This is a genomic window from Haloarcula pelagica (genome assembly GCF_030127105.1).
GTDB lineage: Archaea > Halobacteriota > Halobacteria > Halobacteriales > Haloarculaceae > Haloarcula > Haloarcula pelagica.
The window spans coordinates 61,376-86,108 of the sequence record NZ_CP126162.1 but is presented as its reverse complement, the minus strand read 5'-3'; the positions used below and the strand labels follow the sequence as shown (position 1 = coordinate 86,108).

Here is a 24,733-nt window from a genome sequence, read left to right as displayed (position 1 = left end):
GATACTGCTCTTCTCGTCGCGACGGGTGAAGACACCGATCTTCGACGGGAGAAGAACTCCAAACGGCTGTGGGTCGGCTCCGACTGTGTCCAGGAACGACTGGCCGGCCCCGAACATCAAAGTTTCAACCGTGAGGTTCTCCTGTTGTCCGAGACGTGGACGAAGATTCCCCTCTATCCTCAGTTCACGGCTAGCAGGCCATCGACCACACGGACATCCGCCCGGTCAAGCACTTCTCGAAGGTCCTGTTCGACTGTTACGTCAGTGATGAACACGTCGATGTCTTCCAGTGTGGCGAACTCCCTGAAACTCTGTCCGTCTAGTTTCCCGCCGTCAGCGACGAGGATGACTTGCCGACCGCCCTCGCAGAGTAACGACTTGATGCGAGCCTCGTCCTCGTTGGAGACTGAAAGGCTCCCGTCGGCTTGTACCGCGTCCGACTCCAGAAACACGACATCGAAGTTCGTCTTCCGGAGGTACGATTCGGCACCCCGCCCGACAAGCGCGTCCGAAGTCTGTCGAAGCGAGTCACCGACGACTTTCACCTCGCCGCAGGCTTCCCGCAGTTCGAAGGCTGTCTCGGGAGAGTTGGTAGCGACGAGCAGTGACAGCGCCTCGGGGATTGCACGGGCAACCGCCATGGCCGTGGTCCCGGTGTCGAAGAAGACGGCGTCGCCCTCGTCTAACTCTTGGATGGCTTGTTCCGCGATAGCGCGTTTCCCACTGGGGTTCTGTACCTCGCCGTGTGAGTCGCTCGACGAGTCCGAACCCGTAGAGCTGGGGAGTGCACCACCATGGAACCGTTCGATGTGGCCCTCTTCAGCGAGCGACGCCAGATCACGGCGGATGGTCGCTCCAGAGACGCCAAATTCCTCTATCAGTTCGTCAACAGTCACTCGGTCGGAGCGGTTGACCTTCTCCACGATCGCCTCTCTCCGTTCCTCAGGTAGCATAGTCACCCATCATCGTGGTACCCATGGGGTGGGGACCTCGCTCGTCCTACGGTTATCGGTTAGATATACTTGTTCGTCGTCGTGTCCTGGGGGCCGCTCCCGCAGTGGGTGACGACCGTCTCGGCCGGTACCCGTGTTCGGTCGGTTCCACTCAATAGCTATCTGCATCTGTCTTCTACAGTTTGTTAAATTGTCTCCGAACTCAGTCGACGAGCACGCCGAACAGCGACGCGACGATAGCACCGAGACCGCTCACGATCGCCCCGCCGTGGACACCGGTCACGTAATTATATATCGCTAGCAGTGCCAGGACCGACGCGATACAGAACGCTACAACGGGGGCCTGTGACAGCCTGTACGTAGTGCTCGCGTGCATGGTCAGATGGTTGCTCTCTGTTCGGCCTTAGAGTTATAGGTGAGTGACTCACCGGTCTGGGGGTCGAAGTAGTGCAGTGAGTCTCGGTCGAACCGGAGGTTCACATCGTCTCCGATCGTGACTTCCGTATCCGGATTCACGGCAGCCTTGATACTCTCGCCCGAGTCGAGTTCGAGTTCGAGGACGGTCTTCTCGCCCTGTGGCTCGACGACCTGGACCGTCGCCGGGTGGACGTTCGCCGGTACGCCGTCCTGATTGAGGGCGATGTTCTCGGGCCTGATACCGAGTGTCACTCGTTCCCCCAGGTAGTCCGCGAGCGCGGCATCGTCGTACTCGTCGGGGACGCTGTGTGTGTCGCTTCCGAGGTCGAGCTGGAGCTTTCCGGACCCAGTCCGTTCTAGGACGCCTTCGAGGAAGTTCATACTCGGAGAACCCAGGAAGCCGGCCACGAACGTGTTCAGCGGGTTCGAGTAGACGTGTGTCGGCTCTCCGACCTGCTGTATCTGTCCGTCGTCCATGACCGCGATCTGGTCGGCCAGCGTCATCGCCTCGACCTGATCGTGCGTGACGTACACCGTCGTGGTCGACAGTTCCTCGTGGAGTTTGTTGAGTTCCGCGCGCATCTGGACCCTGAGTTTGGCGTCGAGGTTCGACAAGGGCTCGTCCATGAGGAAGACCGCGGGGTCACGGACGATCGCCCGCCCCAGCGCGACCCGCTGTTGTTGCCCGCCAGAGAGTTCAGCGGGCTTTCGGTCCCGCAAGTCGCCGATCTGTAGGAGGGTCGCGGCTTCGTTGACGCGTTCGGTGATTGTCTCGTCCTCGACACCGTGCTGTTCGAGGCCGAAGCGCATGTTCTCCTCGACGGTCTTGTGGGGGTACAGCGCGTAGTTCTGGAACACCATCGCGATGTCCCGCTCGTAGGCGCGCCTGTCGTTGACGACTTCGTCGCCGATACGGATCTCGCCGTCGGAGGCCCGTTCGAGGCCAGCGATGAGCCGGAGTGTGGTCGTCTTGCCACACCCGGACGGCCCCACGAGAACGGTGAAGCTCTCGTCGGGGATGTCCAGTGAGATACCGTCGACTGCCGTAACGTCGTCGAATTCCTTGACCAGATTTTCGAGTTCTACGTGTGCCATGTGTGATTACTCCTTGACTGCTCCTTGGGTGAGTCCGCTGACGATGTACTGCTGGAAGAACAATCCGAACAGGATACCGGGTAAGGCGGCGATCATGCCACCAGCCGCGAGGTGAGCCCAGTCCACGAAGTCGTCTGCGACGAACAGCGAGACGGCGATCGGAAGCGTCTGGGCCTGCTCCGAGGACGTGAGGACGAGCGCGAAGACGAACTCGTTCCACGAGAAGATGAACGCCAGGATGGCCGTCGCCGCGATGCCCGGTTTCGCCATCGGCAGGATGATCTTCACGAACCCCTCCCAGCGTGAACAGCCGTCGATGCGGGCCTGTTCGTCGAGCGATTCCGGGACCCCGTCGAAGTAGTTTTTCATGATCCAGACTGCAAACGGGAGATTGAAGAACGTGTACGTCAGGATCAGCGCGATCCTCGTATCGTAGAGGCTGCCCGTGAGACCGCCGATCAGTGGCGGGTTCGACATGATGCTGAAGAACGGGACGATAAGCGCGATCGGTGGGATCATCCGCGCACCCACGATCGACAGCAGCAGCGTCTTGTTGCCGACGAACTCGTAGCGGGAGAACGAGTAGCCCGTCACGGTCCCCAGCGTCACACAGATGATGGTCGTCGTACTGGCGACGATGAGGCTGTTCAGCGTGTACAGTTCGAACGGTCGGTTCTGGAAAATCTCGATGTAGTTGCTGACCGTCGGCTGTGTCGGAACGAACGAGATAGGGATGTCCAACACCGCCGAGGTCGGTTTGATACTGGTAACGAAGATGAAGTAGATCGGGAACCAGATGACGAAGACGTATAGTCCCAGCAGCGAGTACGCGACGACCCGCTCGCGAACGATGTGAGACCACTCGTCCTCGGTATCGAGTCCGAGTCCCCCGATCAATCGGTCGAAGATCGATTGTTGCGTGCTCATGGTCAGTACGGTGAGTCACCGAAGATTCGGTACAGTGTCGCCACGATGACGAACGTCACTGCGAGGAGGACGACACCGAGTGCTGCTCCTTCTCCCGGTCGGTTGAATACCTGTGCCGTGCGGTAGAGCCACGAGGCCCAGACCTCTGTGGACTTCCCCGGGCCGCCCCGCGTCATGACCCAGACGAGGTCGAGTGCCCGAATGTCGAAGATGATGCGGATGGTGAGTGCGACCAGGATCGACGGTTTCAGGAACGGGTAGGTGACGTTGACGAACCGCGAGATCCGTCCGGCACCGTCCACCTCCGCTGCGTCGTACAGTTGTTCGGGCACGTTCTGGAGTCCCGCGAGCAGGATGATGATGATAAACGGTGTGAACACCCAGATGTCGGCGATGATCAGCGCCATCATCGCGAGCGTCCCGTCCGAGAGGAACGCGATCTTGCTCGACAACAGACCGGTTTGGGTGAGAAGACCGTTGATGGCTCCGTATTCGGAGTTGAACATCCAGCGCCACATCAACCCGCTCATGACGTACGGGAGGATCCACGGGACGATGACGGCGGTCCGGAACCACCCACGGCCCTTCAGGTCTTTATCGAGCAGGAGTGCGATCCCGAGCCCGAGTGCGAACGAGATGCTGACACTCAGTCCGACGTAGACGGCGGTGTTCGTCGTGATCGCCACGAAATCGGGAGCCAGGCCCAGAAACGCCCCCTGTCCGTTCTCCGCGAAGACGAGCCGCCGGAAGTTTCGGAGTGCAACGAACTCCCGTTGCCCGTTGATCGGGTTGGTCCAGAAGACGCTACTCCAGAGCAATTTCAGGGTCGGATAGACGATGATCGCCGCGATCCAGAGCATCGTCGGGCCGACCGTCAGCGGCACGAACAGCCGATCGAGTTTTCGTCGCAGTGATTGTTTTTCAGTCGACATTTATAGAGCGTCCGCGGTGGTTGAGTGCCGATGCCGTCTCGGTGTCATCAGAGTAGGCCGATGTCCTGGTACAGGCTCGTGATGTTACTCTGCGCGGCTTCGAGGGCCTTCTGTGGATCCTTGTCGCCGAGCAGCGCAGGTGTGATCTGTTCGGACAGGTAATCGTCAACCTGTGGCTGGGCGAGGTACGTCTCGCTCTTGGCGTTGTTGAGGTTGTATTTCATGTCCTCTAGGAGCCAGGACGGATACTGCTCTTGGATAGCGTCGGAGTCGTACACGGAGGGGACGACCGCCGGATTCCCCTCAACCCGCATGTTGGTCTTCGAAGACTCGGTGGTCGTCATGAACCGAGCGAACTCCTTTGCCGCCTGTTTGCGGTCCGAGAACGCCGAGACACTGATACCGTTGGTGTCCTGGAACGTCGCCCGTGAACTGGGGCCTTTCGGTGGCTTCGCGCTACCGAGCCGTTCGGCACCCCAGCCGTCCGCGTCCAGTGCCCGGGCGCCGAGGGGTGTCCACGACTCGACGGTGGCCAGTTGCCCGGCGATGAACGAGTCCCCGACACCTCCTTCTCCCATGCTGGAGATCCCATCGGGGATCAGGTCGTTCTCCCGGAGCCTGGTCAGGAAGTCCATGACATCCATGCCAGCATCGACGAACGCTGGTTCGTTGCTGTCGTTGAACAGCTGTCCGCCGGCCTGGTAGAGCAATTGCTTGAACGTGAACACGTCCTTGTTGGCCCAGGTGACGGCAAACGCCGACGTGTCCCCGGAGTTGAGCTGCTTTCCTTTCGAAACGACTTCGTCCCACGTGCTCGGCGGCCCGTCGACGCCCGCCTCGCTGAAGGACTGCTGATCGTAGAGGAAGGTCCCCCACTTGCCGAACTCGGGTGCCATGTACACTTTACCGTCGAGCGTGACGAGGTCACTGAGGTTCGACGGGAACTTGGACATGTGGCTGTTGCCCAGTTCGAGTGGTTCCAGCCACCCCGACGCGACGAAGTCCGCGAGCCACCACGTCGGCCCGTTGAACGCGTCGACGGTCGCGTCCTCGTTGCGCCAGATCGTCGTCAAACTCGTCTTGAGGTTGTTCCACGGGGTCTCGTTGACTTCGACCGTGATGCCGCTCTCCTCTTCGAACCGCTCGATGTTGCGCTTCGTGCCGGGATCGTACTGCAGACTACCGGCGTTGTAGAACACGATCCTGTCCGCCATCGACTCGGACCCACTCCCGGTGTCGCCGCCGGAAGACCCGTCTGAGGACTCCGCGGTGGAACCGTCACTATCGTCCGATCCGTCGCCAGAACCGCCGTCTGAGCCGCCGTTGCCGCCACAGCCCGCGAGCGCGATAGTTCCGACTGCCCCTGCTCCTTTGATGAACCGCCTTCGGGTTCGATGGTTGCTGTCTTGCATGCAAATGCTCATGGATAGCCCTAGTATATAAATTATGTCCATTATTGTTCAACTACGTTCACGAGGCGATCATTCATCATTTATTAAGCTATTATTCAAAACGTCTTTTGAGGGGCTAATAGGCGGAAAAACTGTGACATCCTCTTTCCGAGGTTTTCTATCTGAGCAAAATGTGAACAAATTTGTTCACTACTTGCGCCTTGTACTCATACCGCAGACAGTCACTCGCGGCTCGCCACGGGCCACGAGGCGGGCTGATCCCTCGGTCGAACCGAGGGGGAGGGATGCTCGCCGAACGCGTCGGTCTCGCGTGGTCTATCCGTCTGTCAGCGGGCGCTACGCTGACGGTCGGAGCCTTCCCATCTCGAATCGCTCCGTCAACTTCTACGTGTTGGCTGCCGCCTGCCCAGGTCGCGCGCAAGGTGTGTGGTGCTCGCGGGCGTCCCGTAACTCCGCCTGATCCCGGACCGAAACGAAATCCTCCACTGGAGCCAATCGGGGCGATCTGACCGTTCGTGCCCGGCGTCGCGTAACCGACGCTACCACGTCCACAGACGGGACGTTGCTGTGTCCGGAGAAGCGGTGTCCGGGTTCCAATGATCAGCGTTCGTCACGTCGCAGCTCGCGGAGGACTGCTCTCAGTGACGTAGACAGTTCCTCGAACCGATCGATCGAGATGCTGTCAGTCGTCACCCACACGCCGGCGTGGTCCGTCACGACGCGAGTGAGGTAACCGTTCTCGAACATGCGGATCGTCGCCTGGTACTCTCCGAGCTGTGTCCCCTGATATTTCTCGTCCGCCCGGAACCCGGTCCGCTCGATCTCCGCAAAGCCGACGAGGTCGGCCGTGCGGTCCAGATCCGAACGGAGGTACACCTGCTGGACATCCTCGTCGGTGAAGTAGGTGATACTTCGGAGTTCGTCTCCGACGATGGTTCGACAGACGCTGATCAGTTTCTCCGTGAACGAGGCGATGTCGTCTCGGTCGCTCATAGTCGTTCTAACTACCTCTTCGGAGTTGATTCTGTCGGCGGCCCAACTTTTCCCGCACGATCTCGGCACCGAAGCCTCGCGTAGCAGACAGCGCAACCGCTTATTTTCCGCCCTTAGGAACCGAACACGACGATCTTCCGGTACCGGTGGTGCCGGCCGCGAACAATTATGAGACCAGCCGACCTATGTGGGTCTATGCCACACGTGGTTATCATCGGCGGCGGACCAGCGGGATTGAGTGCGGCGCTGTTCACCGCGAAGAACGGGCTCGACACCACGCTGTTCGACACGGACGCGACGTGGCTGCACAAGGCGCACCTGTTCAACTATCTCGGAATCGAGTCGATCGGCGGTGAGTCCTTCCTGGATGTCGCTCGTGACCAGGTAGACGAGTTCGGCGTCGAACTGAACCAGGGCCACGAAGTCACCGACGTAATCAAGGACGGCTCGGAGTTCCACGTCGTCGCCGACGACATGGGCTGTGCTGCCGATTACATCGTCCTCGCAACCGGTGCAAATCGTGACCTCGCCGGGGAACTGGGCTGTGCGGTTACCGAGGACGGCGTCGTCGATGTCGACGTGACGATGGAGACGAGCGTCGAGAACGCCTACGCGACCGGCGCGATGGTCCGTTCCGAGGAGTGGCAGGCGATCATCTCCGCCGGTGACGGGGCTGCTGCTGCCCTCAATATCCTCTCGAAGGAGAAAGGTGAGCACTTCCACGACTTCGATACGCCGGCAGACGCCGACTGAGAAGTCGCGACGCGAATCAGGAGTTCTCGTCCCGTGGCCACCGCGGTCCTGTCGCGCAACGAGCGCCGCTTCCCGCCACCGCTCACCCCCTCGCGTAGTCCCTTATAGTTGGAAATCGTAGGTTATCTATGGCAATCCCTTTCCAGCGGGAATCCGAGGAGACCGATCGCCTACTCGCACTCTCCGACGGGGTCATCGCCATCGCCATCACGCTGCTCGTCCTGGAGATCACCGTCCCGGAGGTGCCGGCAGGCACGCCGCCCTCTGTCGTCGCGGACCTCGTGTTCGAGCAGAGCCAGGAGTACGTCGGCTACGTACTGAGCTTTCTGGTCATCGGGCTCTACTGGACGCTCCACCGACGCATCTTCATCCATATCGAGGCCCACGACCGGGGAATCGTCTGGCTGAATCTCCTCTTTTTACTCCTCGTGGCGTTCGTCCCCTACGGAACGAGCGTCTTCAGCGCGTATCCGAACCGCCTCGGCGTCTCCGTCATCGCCGCCGTCCTCGCGCTCACCGGCTTTTCTCTCGCCGCTCTCTGGATACACGCGTTGCGAAAGCAACTCCTCGAAGCCGGACTCGCCTCTCGCACCGTCGGGATCCAGGCCGCACGCTTTCTGGCTTCTCCGCTCGTGTTCGCCGGTTCGATCGCCGTGGCGAGCGTCGATCCCCGATGGGCGATGCTATCCTGGGTGCTCCTGATTCCGATCAACGGCGCCCTGAACTCGCGGCTCGTCAAGAGCGTCGCCGAGTAGCGGTCCGGCACAGCGCGTCGTCGACAGCGATGGTCGGCGGCGACCCCGTTCCGGTTCGTTCCCGACCCTCGTGTGGGTGGTCTCGCTGTCGTCTCTCGGGTTCAGTAGCTGAGCGTCCGCTCGACCAGCGTATACGCCTCGCCGGAGTCCGGGTTCGTCCAGACGACACGGACGACCTGTCCGTCACGGAACACCGGCTCTGTGGCACTGGCATCGGCATCGTCTTCCAGGATCAACCGCTCGCCGGCCGTGATCTGATCGCTCGACCACCGAAGGTCGTTGCTGGCAGCGCCGTCGTAATTGGCGGGCTGATAGTAGGCAGCGCTCCCGGTTTTCGAGGGATCGAAGAGGATCTCCCCGTCCAGGTAGACGGCCACGTGCTCGGCGTCGAGCGTCTCCCCGTTGGTGAACGTGACGTTCAGGAAGTTCGTCGTCCCGCTTCGACTCGGATCGTCGGCCAGTGCCAGACTCTGACAGTTCGAGCAAGTGCCGATCTCGAACTCCGCTGTCGGCGCCGACCGCGTGACCGAATCGCCGATCTGGAGCGCCAACACCGAGAGCAACCCCGCCACGACGACGGTTACACCGACCAGTAACAGTACCCCGATTACTGACGACGCACCACGCCCCCGATCACTCATCACGCTCGTCTTAGTCAGTCGAATATATAATTCTTTGACCAATCTCACCGACTGGTTTTGGCACTGATCCCGCCACGACGACTGGATGGAGTCGGAACGAGACCCGTGATCGTCTCTCGACCGCTGCCGACGCCGTGAGTGCACGCTTCGTGTAGATGGTCCGGGGGCAGGAAGGTTCAGTGTCGACCCGGGGAGCGTCTTTCGGACAAGATACATTACCGAACGCTCGTTATACCTCTGGTATGCTCTACCACTTGTGCTGGGTAGAGAAGGCGGGTACCGGTTACGCCAACCGACGAGCAATCTCGTGGTGCTGGCCACAGAAACGGTGATGCTTACTCAGACGAACAGGAATTCGGTGATGGTCGGGCCAGGCCGACATCCACTTCACCCGTTCGTCGCGACCAGGCTCCGGCCAGACCGACCACGCCGACGCGCTGTGCTGACCGACTGCCCGGCCCGTGCCCACGATAACGCCTGCCACAAAGCGTATTCCGGAACTCCCCAGTGATACGAACTGGGCGGCAGTCCCAGGGCGCCAGTGCGATGGGGTACCGCCCTTCCGGGATTCGCCCCCATCGGCTAGCAGTGAGAGACACTGCACGCTTACCCGACGCTGGGAGACTCCACACCAGGCTTCGTGGGACAGAGTATCACTTCCAGCGTCCAGTCCGGGACGCCGTATCAGACGTGTGCTCGATCGAAGGTAACCGACCCCGACGGGTCCGTCTACATCGGGATCAGGTTCGTGGAAAATGTCGGTGAACAAGTCGGATCGCTCTACGTCGGCCACCGTGGGGAACCCTGTCTCGCGGAGGTCTCGGAGTGCGTCTAGCCCGCTACTCGTTGGTCGCTGCGATGATCTTCGTGACATCGGCAGCCGAGAGTTCCCCGTGGCCAGAGAGGTTCTCCCCGCGATAGATCGTGCGAAGTTTTTCCGTCGTCCCCGTCATCGAATCCCCCGACGGGTATCGTCAGTCCAAGCCCTAAACGGCGCAAGGTTCCAAGAGCGGTATCCCCAACGAACGGGTCCGCCCCTGAAAAGCCCGTGATCACCACCGACCATCCATTCTAACATTTACGGTCAACAATTTATCATAGCCTGGTTTAAAATGCGGGCCGGCAGACGTGCGATATTGGTTATTCTCGGCAAGGAGGCCGAGGTAGATGTCGCCCGTCCCACATCCGAGTTCCAGAACCGCCCCTCGACGGGGGACGGCTCACCACTCGACAGCGAGCCACTCGATCCCGTCGGAACATTGATTCGAGAGGCCGGTGTCAGTTTTGTTGGTCCCAATGAACTACGACATCGACAGCGGGAAACTGCTCTATGCGCTCGGCGTGGTGTTTGCCACGGCGGCATTTCTCTACTTCATCCGGGACGTGGTGTTCGGTCTCTCGATCACGGTCAAAGCCGCCCTGTTGTTCGCCGCGTTCGTCGTCTTCTTCGTCGCCGGCGTCGCGCTACAGCGGGACATCCTCGACGTGGTCGGGTTCGCACTGGCTGGCATCGCCTACATCGTCTTCGTCGGCTACGTGGTGCTCCGATACGAACCGAGCGAGACCGGGACCTTCCTGTTACTGGCGGTCTCTGCCGGCCTGTTCGTCACGCTGGGCTACGCACTTCGCGAGTGGAACCTAACGCTCTCACGGCGGACGGCGACCGGGATCGTCCTGGGACTCGTCCTCGTGAGTACGGTGTTGATCGGCGTCGACGCGGCCGGTGGCGGCGTGACCTACGACCTAGAGACGAACGAATCGGTCACCGTCGACCCGCCGCGTACCGGGCAAGATCGTGGTGTCGTCTCGATGACGGAGCGAGTCGGGACGATGAGCGCCACGAACGAGTTCGTGTTCACACGAGCGCTGGCTCTCCCACCGCTTCGGGGCTGTCTCCTCGGAACCGACTTCCGCACGCGCGAGGAGGTCTGGGTCGGGTACGATCCGGCCCGCTTCGAGCAACCCAACGTCGTTCGCGGGGACTCGACGCTGCAGTTCGGGGTGACAGCCGATCTGCTGGTCGATGTCAACCAGACCGAGCCGATCACCTACGCCATCGAGCGAGACGCCAACTGCGACGGAGAGCGAGACCGGCCGACGCTCGTCATCAATACCATCGAAACAGCTACCTGACCAACGCTGTGCTCACCGTTGCGACGGTCGGCTTCTCGCCGGCCTGGATGTCACGATGAGTCTCGACCGAGCCGGCCCAGCACATCCAGCTATCGGGACCCCCAAGGAGAGTGCCCACAGCCGTGGCTGTGTGTCAGTACGTCGTCTTCTCAACCGGGGCTGTCGGTTTCGAGAGGACCGTGATCACGGGCCCCGACTGTGAGACCGGTGTCGGGCCAGTTGAGATCGCTGAGGTCACGACGCATTCAGTAGTCCTATCCAACCCTCTGAAGCGCCCCACCGCTCGTCAGCGGTGTCGAACACCCTCCTACGTGGTGAACCAGGGTGGTGCGTTCGCGACTCGCAGCAGAGTTCCGCTGGCACATCGTAGTTTCACTCAGGTCACTAACTTCGGCTGTTCGAAGAGAGTGCAATACTTCGGACTTGACAGTATAATAACTTCGAAAATAAATGTGATGTCGTATGTCGGACCAAGACTGCGATTGCACTGCTCTAACGGTCGATAAGAAGGAGCGTCAACTCACGGAGACGGACAGTTGGATCGAAGAGCGGCCAGTGAGGACCGCAGCGCTCCCGGCGGCCGTGGGAGACAACGTGAGTCGGTTCTTCAGCCACTCGATCGACACGCTCGAGGATATGATCACAGCAATTCGCACTGTGGTCGAGGGCGACGGCATCGCTCTCGAGGAACTCTGCCACGTCGACGGTGAGACTCCACACTACGCGAAGACACCGAAGGAAACCTACTATTTCCGGTGTTTCTACGACGGTATCGCGCTCGCACGTCTCGTCGACGAGCCAGTCCGGATCCGGACTGAAACTCCCTCGGCAGAGCCCGTTGCGATCGAGATGTCACCCAAGAACGGTGCCGAAGTCACGCCACCAGATGCGGTCATGTCGTTCGGTGTGACTCCTGAAAGTGACCTACCTACCGACGAGACGCCCTCGGCGTCGGACGTGTACGGAGCCGTTTGTCCGTACGTGAAGGCGTTCCACACCCGCGAGGACTACGAACGCTGGACGACGGACGTGGCGGCCACCACAGTCGGCATCCCGCTCGACGACGGTGTACCAATCGCCGCCGCGTTGACCGCGACCGCTCCGGCAGAGAGTGCCGAATGAGCCTGGAGAGCATTGCTCTCTCCGGTTCTCGGGCCGTGCTCGGGGTTCGCTACGTGTCGGTACCCGTGTAGCGCACCGCTCTACTTCTGGTCCACTTGGAGTTCCGGCGCGTCGGCTTTTTCGGCCCACTCGAGCAGTGGTTCGAGGCGCTCCCCCAGTTCTTCGCCGGTCTCGGTGAGTTCGTACTCCACGCGTGGTGGGATTTCGGCGTACTGCTCGCGGGAAAGAATCCCGGCCTCTACGAGCTCGTCGAGTCTCGTCGAGAGTGTCGAACTACTCACCTGCTCGAATGTCTCCTCGATATCACCGTACCGGGCCGGGCCGATCGCATCGACCACGCAAACGAGTTGCATCGCGTATCGTCGGCTGAGGAGGTCCATCACGCCGCCGACCGGGCAGAGACACTCGTGGTCGGGACGCGACGAATCAGCCGTTTCAGTCGCTGAATCGGGAGTGTCTGGCATCGCTTTTGCTCACCACACCGTGTTCGATACTTCGGAGTTGACAGTATAAATAGTTCAGTATCCAAAGTAGCGTGTGCGATGAGTCAGCATGACTCCGAGAGCGAGGTCACGTGTACACTCACCGAGGAACAGGAAGCAAAAGGGCGAGAAGAGATCCGAGCCCGTCTCGTCGAGCACTACCTCGGGTCCGAGGACCACGAGAGCGGTGTCGTCGTCCGCTTCGATGGCACGGATACGTCGCTCGAAGCACTGGCTGAGTTCACGGCGAGTGAATTGCAGTGCTGTTCGTTCGCCGCGTACGAAATCACGGTTTCACCCCCCTTCGAGGAAACTCGCTTGACCGTCTCTGGCCCCGACGGGACGACAGAGCTGTTCCGGAACGGGTTAGTTGACCGCCTGGAGGTCGCCTCAGCGTAGCTCACCCCGCCCGGTCGAACCACTTCGCCAGTCCAGCACTCGTTGTCATCTCCACGACACCGAAGACGACTGCAGGAAGCGACGCGATCGTCGGCAGGCCGGCCGCAATCACGAGTGCGGCCGCAACTGCGAAATCGCGCATCCCTACCGAGAGCACTGACGCGATGCGGGTGGCTCTCTCCGCACGGTAACTCACCAGATAGCCGGTGCCGTAGCCGAGGCCGTTCAGTGCCACGACGCCGGCCACGACACCCGGCAACAGACCGATGTTAGAACGGATGGCGGCGGCGTTCGCGGCAGTCACACCGCCGATAATCAGGACCACCATCGTGGCAGAGACAGCCGGGTAATGAGCGTCGTACGCGCCGACGCGCTCGGGCCACCGTGCTCGCAGGCCGACCGCGAGCAACATGGGCACAACCATGGCCACGACGAGTTGCTCGACTATCGGCCGCGTTGGAACGGTAACACCCCCGGCAAGCACGGTGACAACCGCGGGAACGAACCCGAGACTACCGACACCGACGACCACCAAGGCCGTCGTCGACAGCGCCGTGTCGCCACCTGCGAGTTCAGTCATCACCGGCGTGACGAGTTCCGGCGTCACGGCCCCCAGTACGACGAACCCGACAACCAACTCCGGGGACAGTCCGAGGCGACGCGCAATGCCAAATGCGAGCACAGGCATTGTCGCGTGACCGAGTAGCACGAGCCCGACCGAGCGACCATCGATTTGCCTGAATTGCCTGGTCGAGAGCGTCAGCGAGATACTCCCGATCATCACCGCAAGAATACCCGTCGAGAAGTCAGTAATGGCGGCTATGTCAGTGACGGTGAGACCGAGACCGACTGAAAGGAGAACCCACACGAGGAGGTAGTCCTCGACGACGGCTGATAGGGACTGGAGTCGTTCGGCCCCCTCGACCCCTTCACAGTCGAGTTGTAAGTCACTCACTAGCTGGGTCGCCTCCGTCACGTGCGTACCGTTTGATCTCCGCATCGTCGACAGCGTCGAGCACCCGGTCGGTCCCGATCGTGTCGACGAGACGCCGGAGTCCTCGCTCGGCCTCCTTGTCGATTTCCTCGTCGGTGCGGCGTGTCTCGAACGCGCGGTCGATGTAACGTTCCCGGAGGTCTTCGAGCCGTTCGGAGGAGAGTCCGCTGGCATCGATCTCGTTGTGGAACCACTCGCGCCAGCGGCCCCTGTCGGCCCATTCACCTGAGAACTCGGCGTCGGACCGGAGCCAATCGTAATGTGGGGCGACGCCGCCCGAGTACCCGCGTTGGCGACGCCGGTCTTCGAGCAGGCATCGAGCGACGTGTGCGCCGTGTCCGGCCACGACGATGGCCTGTGCGCTCCGGCCGCCAGCAGGCGACGCGACGTACAGCCCCTTGATCGGGGTTCGTCCGTCCGCGTCAGCGTACTCCGGGTCGAATCGTTCTTCCACTTCACCGTGGTGTTCGTCTTCGGCAACCATCTCGTCCTCGTCGAGCGAGCGGAGATAGGAGCCGTCGTACCACGCCGCAGCGACGACGTTCGAAGCTGTACACCTGCGTCCCGCCTGCGTCTCCACCACGAAGGGGTCGTCCGCGTCCTCACGTTCGACCGAGACGACCGTCTCCGGGACGATCTCACCGCCCACTTTCTGGACGTGCGCGTGCATCAGGTCGTGGAAGACGCCGACCTCGATGCCGCCGGGGAACCCGAGATAGTTTTCCAGATAGGCACAGCGTCGGAGGGCGGCACTCCCCTTGTCGAAGACGATCGTGTCGAGTCCGTACCGGGCGGTAAACAGCGCGGCAGCGCAGCCTGCTGGCCCTCCGCCGACCATGACCACGTCGTGGTCGACATCACGTTCCTGCTGGCCCGAATGGCGCATCTCAGATGTTCCCGTTCACGATGTCCGCAACGCGCTCGCGGTCGAACAGCTGTTCCTCGCCAAACTCCTCGGGGTAGAGCCCCTGAGCTACTCCTTCGAGCTGGAAGAGATGAATGATCGGTCCCTGGTAGGTCATGCCGCCGTAGACGACGCGGTCGTTCTGGACGGCCGAGAGTTCACTCGCCACGTCGTGACTCTCCATGTGCGGGACGATGTTCTCGTCGACCCACTGTTGGGTGATCTCGCCGGAGAGCCTGATGGCGATGACATCGGGGTCGATCTCCAGCAGCGTCTCGTAGTCGACCCTCCCGCCACCCGCCTGGGCGTCCGTCACGTCGTTTTTCGCCAGTGCGTCACCGACGCGCAGGTCGTTCCAGTGTTTGGACTGCGTCCCGGAGCCGATACGGTACGGCCAGAACGCCTCGGGGGGAACGTCCGCGGGAACGAGTGTCGCAACGTCCGGCGTCTCCTCGGGAAGGCGCTCTCCGACGTTCGCGACAATCTCGTCGTGGAGGCGCTTGAACGCCTCGTAGCGGTCGCGCTCCTGGAACAGCGCTGCGAGCTTCTCGAAGGCCTCGTACATCGAGTAGTAGCTGTAGTCGTGCCAGTCGTAGACCTTCGTAAACGTCGTGTTGCCGAAGAAGGGCGCGGCGTTCTCGCTGATCTCGTCGACATCCCGCTGTTTCAACTGGAGTCGGTTGCTCATGAAGTTGGGGTCGATGACGTGAACGTCGGCGTCGATCTCGTAGAAGATTTCCTTGTCGGTCCCGTCCTGCCAGAGTTGGGTGAGTTCGCTCTTGTCCACGGAGACTCCGGGGAGTTCCTCGTAGTGGTGCGCCCCGAACCGTCGTCGGACGCCGATCGCCGCGAGCCCGTCACCGTGACCGAGGGCGACACCCATATCCGCATAGTCACCCGTATACGGGAACCACGTCTCCGGTACGTCGTCGAAATCGACCGTTCCGACGGGCTCCATCGAAACTGAATACGAGGAATCCGTTTCTGTCGGAGACTCCTTTGTGGCCGGTGTGGCCGTTTCGGTGTCTGTCGGTTCCCCCTGGTCTCCCGAACCGGACTGCCCTACACACCCAGCGAGCAGTCCACCGCCGATGACTGCGCCGCCGTACGTCAGATAGTCGCGTCGCGTCGGTGCTTCGTGACCGCTGGAATCGTCCGTCATACGATTTAGGCCCACCTAAATACTAAAAAGCGTTCCGAACTTTAGGCAAGCCGAAAGTATCAGCGAGGCGCACCGCAGCGTGGACACATCGGCGGGCCGCCCTCGGGCAGATCGAGCCCGCAGTGCGGACACTCGCTGCCGTCTGGTGTGGTCATCTCCTCGACCACCTCCTCCGTGGCCTCTCGGATCGACTCGATCGTCCCGACCCCGTCCGGGGGTTCGCCGGACTGTTCGGCGGCTATCTTTCGTCGGCAGAACGCCAGCCGGTCGGTCAGGAACGTCGGTAGCTCCTCGCACTCGCCCGCAACATCACCGAGGGCAGGCGCTCCCTCGATTCCGGTTTCGCACGCTGCGAGGAGTCCAAGCGCCTCGGCCGCTCGCCCCTGCACGTACGGGTTCTCATCAGTCAGGCACCCCTGAAGCGGACCTGTTACCTCGGCCAGCTTCCCTGGATACGCACACCCAACGACTACCAGTGCCGTACCGAGGTGATACCGGACGAGCTCGTTCTCGTCGTCGAGGTGTTCGGCCAACGACGACACTTGGTGACGAAGTCGACCTGGATCGCCGAGGGCGACATGCGCTAGCGCCTTCGCGAGTTTCTCCTTGACCTCGGGTTCGTCGAACGCCAGTCCGATTCGGAGGTCGGCCAGCGTCTCCGGATCGGTAACCCGCTCCGGCGCTTCGACGGCGACGTACCCGAGCGCTTCGGCGCATCGCGCCCGGACGTAGTAGAACTCATCGTCGTCCGCCAGTCGGCCAGCAAGGGCCTCGACGGCGGGACGGGCGACAGTGGAGTCTGACTGCGCCAGCGTGACGAACAGTTTGGCAGTCGTCAGCCTGACAGCCCGATCCTCGTCGGTCAGGAACGTCGAAAGCGGATGGATGAGCTCCTCGACGGAGCCCGGCTGCTCTGCAGCGATGTCCCGAACGCCCCGAATCGCACGCTTGCACGTCTCGGCATCGGCCCCGCCGAGCTGGTCGAGACACGCCATGGTCTCCTCGTGTGTGCCTTCCCGGAGGAGTTCGGGTAGATCGTCTGCCGGTGGCGGCTGGTCTGAGTCACTCATCGGACCGGTTGGATTGTGACTGATTTTCACAACCAGTTGCTTCAATCCGGTGATTTGGCGCCGGCCTGCAAACCTCTGCAGACTGTCGCAATCGTCGAACAGTGTTGGGACGGGTAGAGGTCGCGGTCACCTCGGTTCTGCCGGCGGTACAGTCACCGTGGACAGATCGAGAACGAATACAAAACGTCAAGAGAGATTTCTCGCGAAGCCTTCCTCGGAGGATTACAGCACTCCCTGTTTGAGATTACCCTGCTCACTGGAGACGGACTGAACTCACCGACACGGACTGCTAATTCGATGCGATACCCAGAATATGTATGCAGCACTTCCGCTGAAACGGCTTTGTTGAACTACTCAAATATATACATATTCGCTCCGCTATTCCACGAGACGAAAGCCCTCCTGAAGTCGCAGATCCTTCGCTTTACCGAGAAGGCGATACATCTGGCACGCCGACCTGTCTCTCGATACCCTTTGAAGTTCTCTACACACCGCTATCCACTCCCGCGTCAGGTTGTTCTGCTGTGTCTCGAGACTCGCAAGAACACGCCTATCGTGTTTCGCTCGCCGCGGGACGAGCGAGTCGCCAGCCCACGAGCCCGCAGACGGCGAATCCGAAAGCGTTGAGCGAGCCATGAACCGCAACCATCTGCCCGATTGGCAGTCCGAGCGGGCTGGACCCGGTGTAGGCGGCCAGCCCGTAGCCGAGGGCCAACACCATCGACCCCGGGAGCCCGAGCGCCGACACCGCGAGCATCGCCGCCTGCCGGCGTGGCCGCGTGTGCACCACTCGGACGAGCAGATAACCCGCGAGCAGCGTCACACCGAGGGTGAACAGCCCGACCGCGAGCACCTCCACCAGCGGCGAAAACGAGATGCCGATTCCGATGAGTGCGGGCCCACCGAACACGACGAACGCGAGCGGGCGATACCAGCCGCCGGGCGCGACCCGGCCGGACAGCCCCGTCACGACAGCCAGCGCAAAGCCCGCGAAGTTGAAGTGAACGAACGTGAGCAGGATGATGACCGGCGCGAACCAGAGCGTACGATCGAGATGGAACATGACGAGTGCGACAGCCGCGACGCTCAGATACGCGAGCCCGGCATCGACGACCCGCTCGGCGAGCGGCGCGAAGCCGCGAGTGCGCGCATCGATCGTCCGAGTCGCGCCCGCAACCCCGAGTGAGAGTGTCACCGGAAGCCAACAGGCCGCCGCGACCGCCGCCGCCGGCCCGTCGAGGAGGGTGACCGACGCAAGCACCGCGAGTGCGCCGATCGGCTGGAGGGTGATACCCACCCGACGAAACCGCTCGCCACGCCCGTCGAAGCCCCCAACTACGGAGAGTCCGAGCGGGACGATGACGAGCGGTGCGAGCGCGACCGCACGCTCAATTGGGCCGAGCAGGCCGGCCGCGAGCGCGGCACCCCAGACGACCGCGCCGGCGACCGCACTCGCGTCGGTATTCATGGCGGGAGCGTCGTCGGTGTCGCACCCGGACGAAGCGACTCCGTATCCCGAGATTCGGTCTTCTGGGTGAACGTCCCGCTGTAGCCGAGGATCTCACCGACGAGCGGGTTCGTCACCTCCGCCCGTACGCGAAAGCGATCTTCGCCGTCGAGAAAGTTGTCCCGCACCTCGACGGTGGCGGCCATCGGCCCGGCGAGGGGGAGATACCGGCCGGCGACCCGTGCCCACTGTTTGCCGCCCTCGATGACGAGTTCGCCGGACTCGACACGTGGGTGGAGTTCGCTCACGATGTGGCCGCCGCGCCCGAGGAAATCGAACAGTCGATCCCGGTCGTCGTCATAGACGGTCAGCGAGTCGAATCGTCGGGTCGTCGATTCGAAGGTGAACGCGCGCTGGGTGATGAGCGCCTCGCGGCCAGCCACCTCGACGCCGGCCGTCGTCACCGTGAACGGGACCGCCTCGCCCCGTTCGGGAAACAGCAGATTCCAGTGGGGCATCGCGTATAGTCCGGGGAGAAGGAGCGTGCTACGAGTAATATCCATCTCGCCGCGACCGACACAGACGTGATCGTCGGTCGACGCGAGCGCGTACCGATCGCGCACGCGCTGATGGAGGTGATTGGTCTCGTCACCGAGTTTCGCTGCGTACACACCGGTCATTATCTCTATAATTCCGTTCGGGCGGGCTATGAAACCTCGGGGAACCGCAGGGCCGTGTGTAGTTTATCCGGCGAGCAGTCGATCTGCTGGTGCAGGTTGAGTTGATCGATGAGTATGCTCATTCGCCGCTGATCACAGCGGACAACACGCTGCTGAAGGAGGAAACCGGAATCGAATTGTGAGATGCTCTTTGGGTTAGCGCGCCGTCTGAGCGGCTACACTGCTGGAAGCCTTAAAAACCCGCCCTGATTGTTAGTGTAACAAGTATAGGCGTTCGGAGTGCGATCTGGAGCGATCCACGCTGACTGCATCAGTCAAATTCACGCATTAGAGGTCCGGTAAACCCACTGTAGTCTCAACTTCACAACTTCGGAGGGTGGTATTGATGCGTGTCTTCTGTTTTCTTCGCTCCAGCTGAATACGCAGGGAGAAATCGGCCTACTAGAAAATCCGTCTATCGGCAGGCGATCTACTGTCTGTGCCCCGTCGTGGGTTTCTGGAGGTGCCGGACACTCACAGGTGTATCGGCGGCTTACCCGTAATCGCTGTATTCACTGCGCAGAAAGTAATAACCTTTAATATTTTAGTCGCCTTATGTTGCTATATGAGCGTTGTCAGCGTCTCGATGCCGGAAGAGCTTCTCGAACGAATCGACCAGTTCTCGGAGGATCACGGCTATACTGGTCGCAGTGAAGTGCTTCGTGAGGCGAGCCGGAACCTTCTCGGTGAGTTCGAGGATAAGAAACTCGAAGACCGTGACTTGATGGGCGTCGTCACGGTGGTCTTCGATTACGAAACGACGAGTGTCGAAGAGAAGATGATGCACCTCCGCCACGAACACGAAGACATCGTCGCATCGAACTTCCATAGCCACGTCGGCGGTCATCATTGTATGGAACTGTTCGTGCTGGAAGGGTCGCTCGAAGAGATCTCGACGTTCGTCGGGAAGATCCGAGCGACGAAAGACACACTCACTATCGACTACTCCGTGTTGCCGGTCGACGACTTTGGTCCACTCTCTGACCTGAACTGATTCTGGTTTCCCTTCTCGCTGCATTCTCACCACCTCTAGCAATATCTGCGCCCTGAATCTCCCTTCGTATTAATCCACAGGTCAGAAATCACAGGAATTATTAGAAACGTTCTTCAAGTTAGTAACAGTGATGGCTCAAATCTCGCGCCGAAGACTGCTCCAGACGGGGACAACCACGATTGCGACGGCGGGAATCGCTGGCTGCCTCGGCCAAGGAGGCGGCTCACTCGATTCCGTCACGGTCGCGTACGTCCCGATCTATCCGAACATGCAACATTACGTGATGGAACAGGAGGGCTACTACGAGGATGTCTCAGCGGACGTCACAATTGAGCGGTTCAGCTCCGGCCCTAGCGTTGTTAAGGCGTTTGCCAGCGGGGATGTCGACGTTGCGCTCTTCGGGATTACCCCCGCGATGGTTCTCGTCGACAAAGGGACCGACGCCGGTATCCTCGCGGCAAACTCGAGAAATGGCTTCAAGGTCATGGGGACAACCGAACTCGCCGATCTCTACGAACAGGAAGGGCCAGCCATGTTTGAGCGCTTCGAGGAAGAGCGCGGCCGCAAGGTTCGGTTCGGTGCCCCACCGGACGGGAGCGTCCCAGATATCGTCCTCCGATACTGGATCCAGGAGGATCTCGACGTCGGTGAGATGGAGTCCGTAATCAACAAGTCGAAGGTCCCGCCAGCGAAGGCGGTCCAGACGATCCAGTCGGGCGATATCGACGCGACGATCATCCAGGAACCGTTCGCAACGATCATCGGCCAGGACGACGGCTTCGGCGAACTCGCCTGGTCCGGGAATATACTGAACAACCACGCCGTCACGGTGCTGTTCGCGAACCAGCGAGTACTCGACGATAGCGAAGTCGCCCGATCACTGGTCGAACAGCACATGGCAGCGACCGAGTTCACCGCAGACTCGCCGGATGTAGCCGCCGCCCACGCCGCGTCAGTGATCGGCTCCGGCGTGAGCGAAGACCTTGCTACGGCAGCCATGGATTCGAAGGCGTCAGAGTTCATCTCGGACCCGCACGCGATCACCGATCAGGCCGCGACGATGGGAGAGTTCGTCGCCAACGTCGGCAACATCGAGGATCCGGTCGCGACTGAAGATCTGTTCGCGTTCGGACCCTACAACGCAATCCAGTCATGAGCACGCGTACCGACACCAGTTCCAACGCGGTGGTCGCCGACATTTTCGAGGGGAACCTACGGCGGTATCTGCGCGGCCTCGGTGGGCTTCTCGTGTTCCTCCTCGTCTGGTGGGTTGGCGCCCTGACGACCCAGCCGTCGTATCTGGTGCCGGGGCCGCTCGATTCGGCGCGCGCGTTTATCGACCTGTTCGCGACCTCGACTGCGATCGTGGTCCCTGTCCTGGGGTCGAGTCTCGTACTACCGACTGGGCTCGCACACCTCGCCCAGACGTTGTTCCATTACGTGCCTGGTCTCCTTCTCGGTGCGACCTGTGGAATCAGTCTCGGGCTGGCGATGGGCTGGAACGGTGCACTCGACGACTGGTTGCGGCCACTCGTCCGGGTGCTCCGACCGATCCCACCGCTGGCGTGGGTCGTCTTCGCCATCGTCTGGTTCGGCATCCACCACACCGGTGCGGCGTTCATCGTCTTCGTCGGGGCGTTCTGGATCAACTTCTACGGGGCCTACGGCGGCGTCGAAGGCGTTTCCAGTGACCTGACAGATGCGGCGTCGACGCTCGGCGTGGAGCGCGATCTCTCGATGCTGAAACTCGTCGCGCTTCCGAGTGCGGCTCCCCAGGTGCTGACTGGGTTCCGGACGAGTATCGGTCGCTGCTGGATGATCGTCGTCGGTGCCGAACTGTTCGGTGCGCCCGGCGTCGGCTACGAGATTATCAACGCCTCGAACAACCTCGCGATGGCGACCAGCGTCGCCTACATGTTCCTGATTAGCCTGGCGTTCCTCTGTATGGACGTCGGGTTCCGCCTACTCGAACAGAGGGTTCTCGCGTGGCGCTGAGCTCAAACTCGTCGACCGGGCGAGAGTCGAACGAGAAGATCACGATCCAGAACGTCAGCAGGTCCTACGAGTCGACACAAGCGCTCGCGGACGTCTCGTTCTCGGTGTCGGCGGGCGAGTTCTGCTGTGTCGTCGGTCCCTCGGGGTGTGGGAAGACGACGCTGTTGCGGGCGATCGCGGGACTCGACGACCCGGACAGTGGTTCGGTTCTGATCGACCGGGAGCCGGTTAGTGGCCCGGGGCTGGACCGTGGAATGGTCTTTCAGGAGTATGCACTGTTCCCCTGGCGAACCGTCCGCGGGAACATCCGGTTCGGCCTCGACCGGCCCGCGTGTGACTGCCCCGACTGCGAGGCACGGGTCCGGGAGTTGATCAACCTTGTCGGGCTCGACGGCTTCGAGGACGCGTACCCGAAGGAGCTGTCCGGCGGCATGAAACAGCGCGTCGGGATCGCTCGCGCACTCGCCCCCGATCCGGAGATCCTCCTGATGGACGAACCGTTCGGGAGTGTCGACGCTCGGACGCGCGACCGCTTGCACGCCGAGTTGCTCGACATCTGGACGCAGACCGGACAGACCGTCGTGTTTGTCACGCACGACATTGACGAGGCGGTGACGCTCGCTGATCGCGTAATCGTCATGGACGCCGACCCCGGAACCGTACAGTCGACGTTCTCCATCGACTTAGAGCGCCCCCGTGAACGGACCTCTCGTGACTTCGTGGACCACGTCGCGCGAATCAGGGACGAACTCGGGAGTCCTGTTGACACTAGTATCTGACACCCCCTTCGATTGTTTTTATTAATATAATCTTTTCAAAACACTATCTCTACTATCATCGAGATAGTTTTTAATATATGCCCATCGTGAGCTCTTCGATGACGGAGCGACTCCGGGACGATCTCGATACGTTTGCGGAAGAACACGGCTACAGCGGACGGAGTGAAGTCATCCGGGAAGCGTGCCAGTCACTACTCGAAGAGTACCAGGGGACAGAGGACGAGGATCGGCGGGTACTGGCGACAGTAACTGCGGTTTTCGGATACGACGAACCGGAGATCGAACGCCGGATGATGGACATCCGCCACGAATTCGAAGCGTCGATCCGGTCGAACTCCCACAACTGTCTCGAAGGCAACGCCGGCTGTGTCGAGACGTTCGTCATCGAAGCCACGTATGACGACGCTCTACGATTTATCGGGACTGTTCGTGGAGCAGACGAGTCAGTTTCGGTCGAATACACGGTCGTCCCTGTCGAGATCATGAGCGCGGAGATCAGCGAGCAATAGGTTCGAAATTACTTGCATCGACGGGAGTTGACTCCATCCCTGCTATCAAGACATGCCCCAATCCTACACTATAGTTGTTATCTACTTCGATCTAGTACAGTAACATTATTATAACTGCCGAAGAAATTGGTAAAACAGAGATGGCACACATTCACCTCGGCGAAGGCTCGTTCCCACTATGGGCACTGGTGCTCTGGACGCTACTTGGTACCGGACTGATCAGTGCCGTGGTCTACAGAATCCGGAAAGGCGGTATCGAGACACACCAGATAGCGCTCGCAGGTATCGGCGCAGCCGCGAGCTTCGCGATCTTCCAGTTGAACATCCCCGTGTGGGGCGGTATCCATATGAACCTCACCGGCCTCGTGGGGATTCTCGCAGGGCCGCTGCTCGGGGCGCTCATCGCACTGGTCGTCAACATCTTCTCGGCCGCACTCGGTCACGGTGCCGTCGGCCTGCTCGGTGCGAACACGCTCGTCAACGCGAGCGAAGCCATCGTCGCCTACTACGCGTTCAAGACCCTGATGGGGATGGACTGGGATGTCTTCCCCGCCGGTGCGAGCGCGGCGACGCTCGGCCTCTCGGCAGGCGCGTTCCTGATGGGCGTGATCATCGTCATCAGCGGTGTGAACGGAAGCGCGCTGCCGCGTGGTGACCTGACGATCGCCGTCGCCGGACTCGTCGGACTCAACCTCGGCGTCGCCGTCATCGAGGGCCTCCTGACGGGCTTTATCGTGCAGTTCCTCGCCTCCGTGCGCCCCGACCTCGTCGGCCTCGTCGACCGTGACACGCAAGAGGAGCCGACCGGGGTGACGGCCTGATGCAGCGCTGGAAGCAGTACGGCGGCCTTGCTGGCCTCTTCGCTGCCTTTCTCGCTGCTGGGTACTGGGGCTTCACCACGACCGGCGGTGCACTGCCGTGGGCCAAACGCTCTGCGAAAGCCCTCCAGCGCGGTGTGCAGGAGGGCGGCGGTGCGCTCGTCGACTTCGGTCGCGGCATCGTCGTCGCCGGCCCCATCCGGAAGGGCGGGATGATGCTCGAATTTGGCGCGCTCGTCCTCCTGCTCGCCGTTATCGGGATCGGCATGTACGTCTACGTCGACCGCTACGGCGGCTTCGAGGACGGAGAACGCCCGGCCCGGTAACC

27 protein-coding genes and 1 pseudogene are annotated in these 24,733 nt (G+C 61.3%); 13 read left to right on the top strand and 15 right to left on the bottom strand.

Features of this window, described 5'->3' with window-relative positions; all coding sequences use genetic code 11:
• Positions 1–179: 179 nt before the first annotated feature.
• From glpR to P1L40_RS19135, 7 genes are all read right to left on the bottom strand, one after another.
• Positions 180–953, bottom strand: coding sequence for an HTH-type transcriptional regulator GlpR (gene glpR / locus P1L40_RS19165; RefSeq protein WP_284011410.1), 774 nt, complete (start codon positions 951–953; stop codon positions 180–182).
• Positions 954–1,155: 202 nt separating this feature from the next.
• Positions 1,156–1,329, bottom strand: a complete 174-nt coding sequence (locus P1L40_RS19160) for a hypothetical protein (protein WP_284011409.1) — start codon at positions 1,327–1,329, stop codon at positions 1,156–1,158.
• Positions 1,330–1,331: 2 nt separating this feature from the next.
• Positions 1,332–2,465, bottom strand: a complete 1,134-nt coding sequence (locus tag P1L40_RS19155; protein ID WP_284011408.1) for an ABC transporter ATP-binding protein — start codon at positions 2,463–2,465, stop codon at positions 1,332–1,334.
• A gap of 6 nt (positions 2,466–2,471) precedes the next feature.
• Positions 2,472–3,392, bottom strand: a complete 921-nt coding sequence (locus tag P1L40_RS19150) for a carbohydrate ABC transporter permease (RefSeq protein ID WP_284011407.1) — start codon at positions 3,390–3,392, stop codon at positions 2,472–2,474.
• A 2-nt stretch (positions 3,393–3,394) separates the two neighbouring features.
• Positions 3,395–4,324 (bottom strand): carbohydrate ABC transporter permease, encoded by a 930-nt coding sequence (locus P1L40_RS19145; protein ID WP_284011406.1) that lies wholly within the window; start codon positions 4,322–4,324, stop codon positions 3,395–3,397.
• 47 nt (positions 4,325–4,371) lie between these two features.
• Positions 4,372–5,736, bottom strand: coding sequence for an extracellular solute-binding protein (locus P1L40_RS19140; RefSeq protein WP_284011405.1), 1,365 nt, complete (start codon positions 5,734–5,736; stop codon positions 4,372–4,374).
• Between the two features lie 600 nt (positions 5,737–6,336).
• Positions 6,337–6,729 carry a DUF7522 family protein gene (locus P1L40_RS19135; RefSeq protein ID WP_284011404.1) on the bottom strand — a complete coding sequence of 131 codons (393 nt, stop codon included), beginning with the start codon at positions 6,727–6,729 and terminating at the stop codon, positions 6,337–6,339.
• A 195-nt stretch (positions 6,730–6,924) separates the two neighbouring features.
• Between P1L40_RS19135 and P1L40_RS19130 the strand changes: the two genes are divergently transcribed.
• Both P1L40_RS19130 and P1L40_RS19125 read left to right on the top strand, forming a co-directional pair.
• The gene (locus P1L40_RS19130) at positions 6,925–7,482 is read left to right on the top strand and encodes an FAD-dependent oxidoreductase (RefSeq protein ID WP_284011403.1); all 558 of its coding nucleotides are present in this window, start codon (positions 6,925–6,927) and stop codon (positions 7,480–7,482) included.
• A 128-nt stretch (positions 7,483–7,610) separates the two neighbouring features.
• The gene (locus P1L40_RS19125; RefSeq protein WP_284011402.1) at positions 7,611–8,237 is read left to right on the top strand and encodes a TMEM175 family protein; all 627 of its coding nucleotides are present in this window, start codon (positions 7,611–7,613) and stop codon (positions 8,235–8,237) included.
• 101 nt (positions 8,238–8,338) lie between these two features.
• Here the strand turns inward: P1L40_RS19125 and P1L40_RS19120 are convergent, their stop codons facing one another.
• A complete protein-coding gene (locus P1L40_RS19120; RefSeq protein ID WP_284011401.1) occupies positions 8,339–8,878 on the bottom strand; it encodes a type IV pilin domain-containing protein in 540 nt (179 codons plus the stop codon).
• 1,296 nt (positions 8,879–10,174) lie between these two features.
• Between P1L40_RS19120 and P1L40_RS19115 the strand changes: the two genes are divergently transcribed.
• Entirely contained in the window at positions 10,175–11,011 is an 837-nt protein-coding gene (locus P1L40_RS19115; protein ID WP_284011400.1) for a DUF1109 domain-containing protein, read from the top strand.
• 462 nt (positions 11,012–11,473) lie between these two features.
• Positions 11,474–12,133 carry an organomercurial lyase gene (merB, locus tag P1L40_RS19110; RefSeq protein ID WP_284011399.1) on the top strand — a complete coding sequence of 220 codons (660 nt, stop codon included), beginning with the start codon at positions 11,474–11,476 and terminating at the stop codon, positions 12,131–12,133.
• A gap of 80 nt (positions 12,134–12,213) precedes the next feature.
• On the opposite strand, the gene P1L40_RS19105 is transcribed toward merB, so the two are convergent.
• Positions 12,214–12,597: a winged helix-turn-helix transcriptional regulator gene (locus P1L40_RS19105; protein WP_284011398.1), complete on the bottom strand. Its 384-nt coding sequence runs from the start codon at positions 12,595–12,597 to the stop codon at positions 12,214–12,216.
• Positions 12,598–12,675: 78 nt separating this feature from the next.
• On the opposite strand from P1L40_RS19105, the gene P1L40_RS19100 reads away from it, so the two are divergent.
• Complete coding sequence (locus P1L40_RS19100; RefSeq protein ID WP_284011397.1) at positions 12,676–13,014, top strand: hypothetical protein; 339 nt, start codon at positions 12,676–12,678, stop codon at positions 13,012–13,014.
• 1 nt (position 13,015) lies between these two features.
• Here P1L40_RS19100 and P1L40_RS19095 read toward each other — a convergent pair whose 3' ends face one another.
• From P1L40_RS19095 to P1L40_RS19080, 4 genes are all read right to left on the bottom strand, one after another.
• Positions 13,016–13,795, bottom strand: coding sequence for a bile acid:sodium symporter family protein (locus tag P1L40_RS19095; protein ID WP_284011546.1), 780 nt, complete (start codon positions 13,793–13,795; stop codon positions 13,016–13,018).
• A gap of 166 nt (positions 13,796–13,961) precedes the next feature.
• Positions 13,962–14,894, bottom strand: coding sequence for an FAD-dependent oxidoreductase (locus P1L40_RS19090; RefSeq protein ID WP_284011396.1), 933 nt, complete (start codon positions 14,892–14,894; stop codon positions 13,962–13,964).
• 1 nt (position 14,895) lies between these two features.
• A complete protein-coding gene (locus P1L40_RS19085) occupies positions 14,896–16,074 on the bottom strand; it encodes an ABC transporter substrate-binding protein (protein WP_284011395.1) in 1,179 nt (392 codons plus the stop codon).
• 59 nt (positions 16,075–16,133) lie between these two features.
• Positions 16,134–17,144 carry a HEAT repeat domain-containing protein gene (locus P1L40_RS19080; RefSeq protein ID WP_284011394.1) on the bottom strand — a complete coding sequence of 337 codons (1,011 nt, stop codon included), beginning with the start codon at positions 17,142–17,144 and terminating at the stop codon, positions 16,134–16,136.
• A gap of 366 nt (positions 17,145–17,510) precedes the next feature.
• Here P1L40_RS19080 and P1L40_RS19075 point away from each other — a divergent pair.
• A pseudogene (locus P1L40_RS19075) lies at positions 17,511–17,750 on the top strand (hypothetical protein); the annotation flags it as partial.
• Here the strand turns inward: P1L40_RS19075 and P1L40_RS19070 are convergent.
• The gene (locus P1L40_RS19070; protein WP_284011393.1) at positions 17,695–18,612 is read right to left on the bottom strand and encodes a YndJ family protein; all 918 of its coding nucleotides are present in this window, start codon (positions 18,610–18,612) and stop codon (positions 17,695–17,697) included. The pseudogene P1L40_RS19075 and the gene P1L40_RS19070 overlap by 56 nt on opposite strands.
• Positions 18,609–19,271, bottom strand: a complete 663-nt coding sequence (locus P1L40_RS19065) for a DUF4166 domain-containing protein (RefSeq protein ID WP_284011392.1) — start codon at positions 19,269–19,271, stop codon at positions 18,609–18,611. Before P1L40_RS19065 ends, P1L40_RS19070 begins: the two co-directional genes overlap by 4 nt.
• 604 nt (positions 19,272–19,875) lie before the next feature.
• Here P1L40_RS19065 and nikR point away from each other — a divergent pair.
• From nikR to P1L40_RS19030, 7 genes are all read left to right on the top strand, one after another.
• A complete protein-coding gene (gene nikR, locus P1L40_RS19060) occupies positions 19,876–20,304 on the top strand; it encodes a nickel-responsive transcriptional regulator NikR (RefSeq protein WP_284011391.1) in 429 nt (142 codons plus the stop codon).
• A 130-nt stretch (positions 20,305–20,434) separates the two neighbouring features.
• On the top strand, positions 20,435–21,460 hold the full coding sequence (locus P1L40_RS19055) for an ABC transporter substrate-binding protein (protein WP_284011390.1): 1,026 nt from the start codon (positions 20,435–20,437) through the stop codon (positions 21,458–21,460).
• Entirely contained in the window at positions 21,457–22,299 is an 843-nt protein-coding gene (locus P1L40_RS19050; protein ID WP_284011389.1) for an ABC transporter permease, read from the top strand. Before P1L40_RS19055 ends, P1L40_RS19050 begins: the two co-directional genes overlap by 4 nt.
• Positions 22,290–23,078 (top strand): ABC transporter ATP-binding protein, encoded by a 789-nt coding sequence (locus tag P1L40_RS19045; RefSeq protein ID WP_284011388.1) that lies wholly within the window; start codon positions 22,290–22,292, stop codon positions 23,076–23,078. The genes P1L40_RS19050 and P1L40_RS19045 overlap by 10 nt, the downstream gene beginning before the upstream one ends.
• Before the next feature lie 98 nt (positions 23,079–23,176).
• The gene (locus P1L40_RS19040; RefSeq protein WP_284011387.1) at positions 23,177–23,587 is read left to right on the top strand and encodes a CopG family ribbon-helix-helix protein; all 411 of its coding nucleotides are present in this window, start codon (positions 23,177–23,179) and stop codon (positions 23,585–23,587) included.
• 140 nt (positions 23,588–23,727) lie between these two features.
• Positions 23,728–24,408 carry an energy-coupling factor ABC transporter permease gene (locus P1L40_RS19035; RefSeq protein WP_284011386.1) on the top strand — a complete coding sequence of 227 codons (681 nt, stop codon included), beginning with the start codon at positions 23,728–23,730 and terminating at the stop codon, positions 24,406–24,408.
• Positions 24,408–24,731 (top strand): cobalamin transport operon protein, encoded by a 324-nt coding sequence (locus tag P1L40_RS19030; protein WP_284011385.1) that lies wholly within the window; start codon positions 24,408–24,410, stop codon positions 24,729–24,731. Before P1L40_RS19035 ends, P1L40_RS19030 begins: the two co-directional genes overlap by 1 nt.
• Positions 24,732–24,733 lie beyond the last annotated feature (2 nt).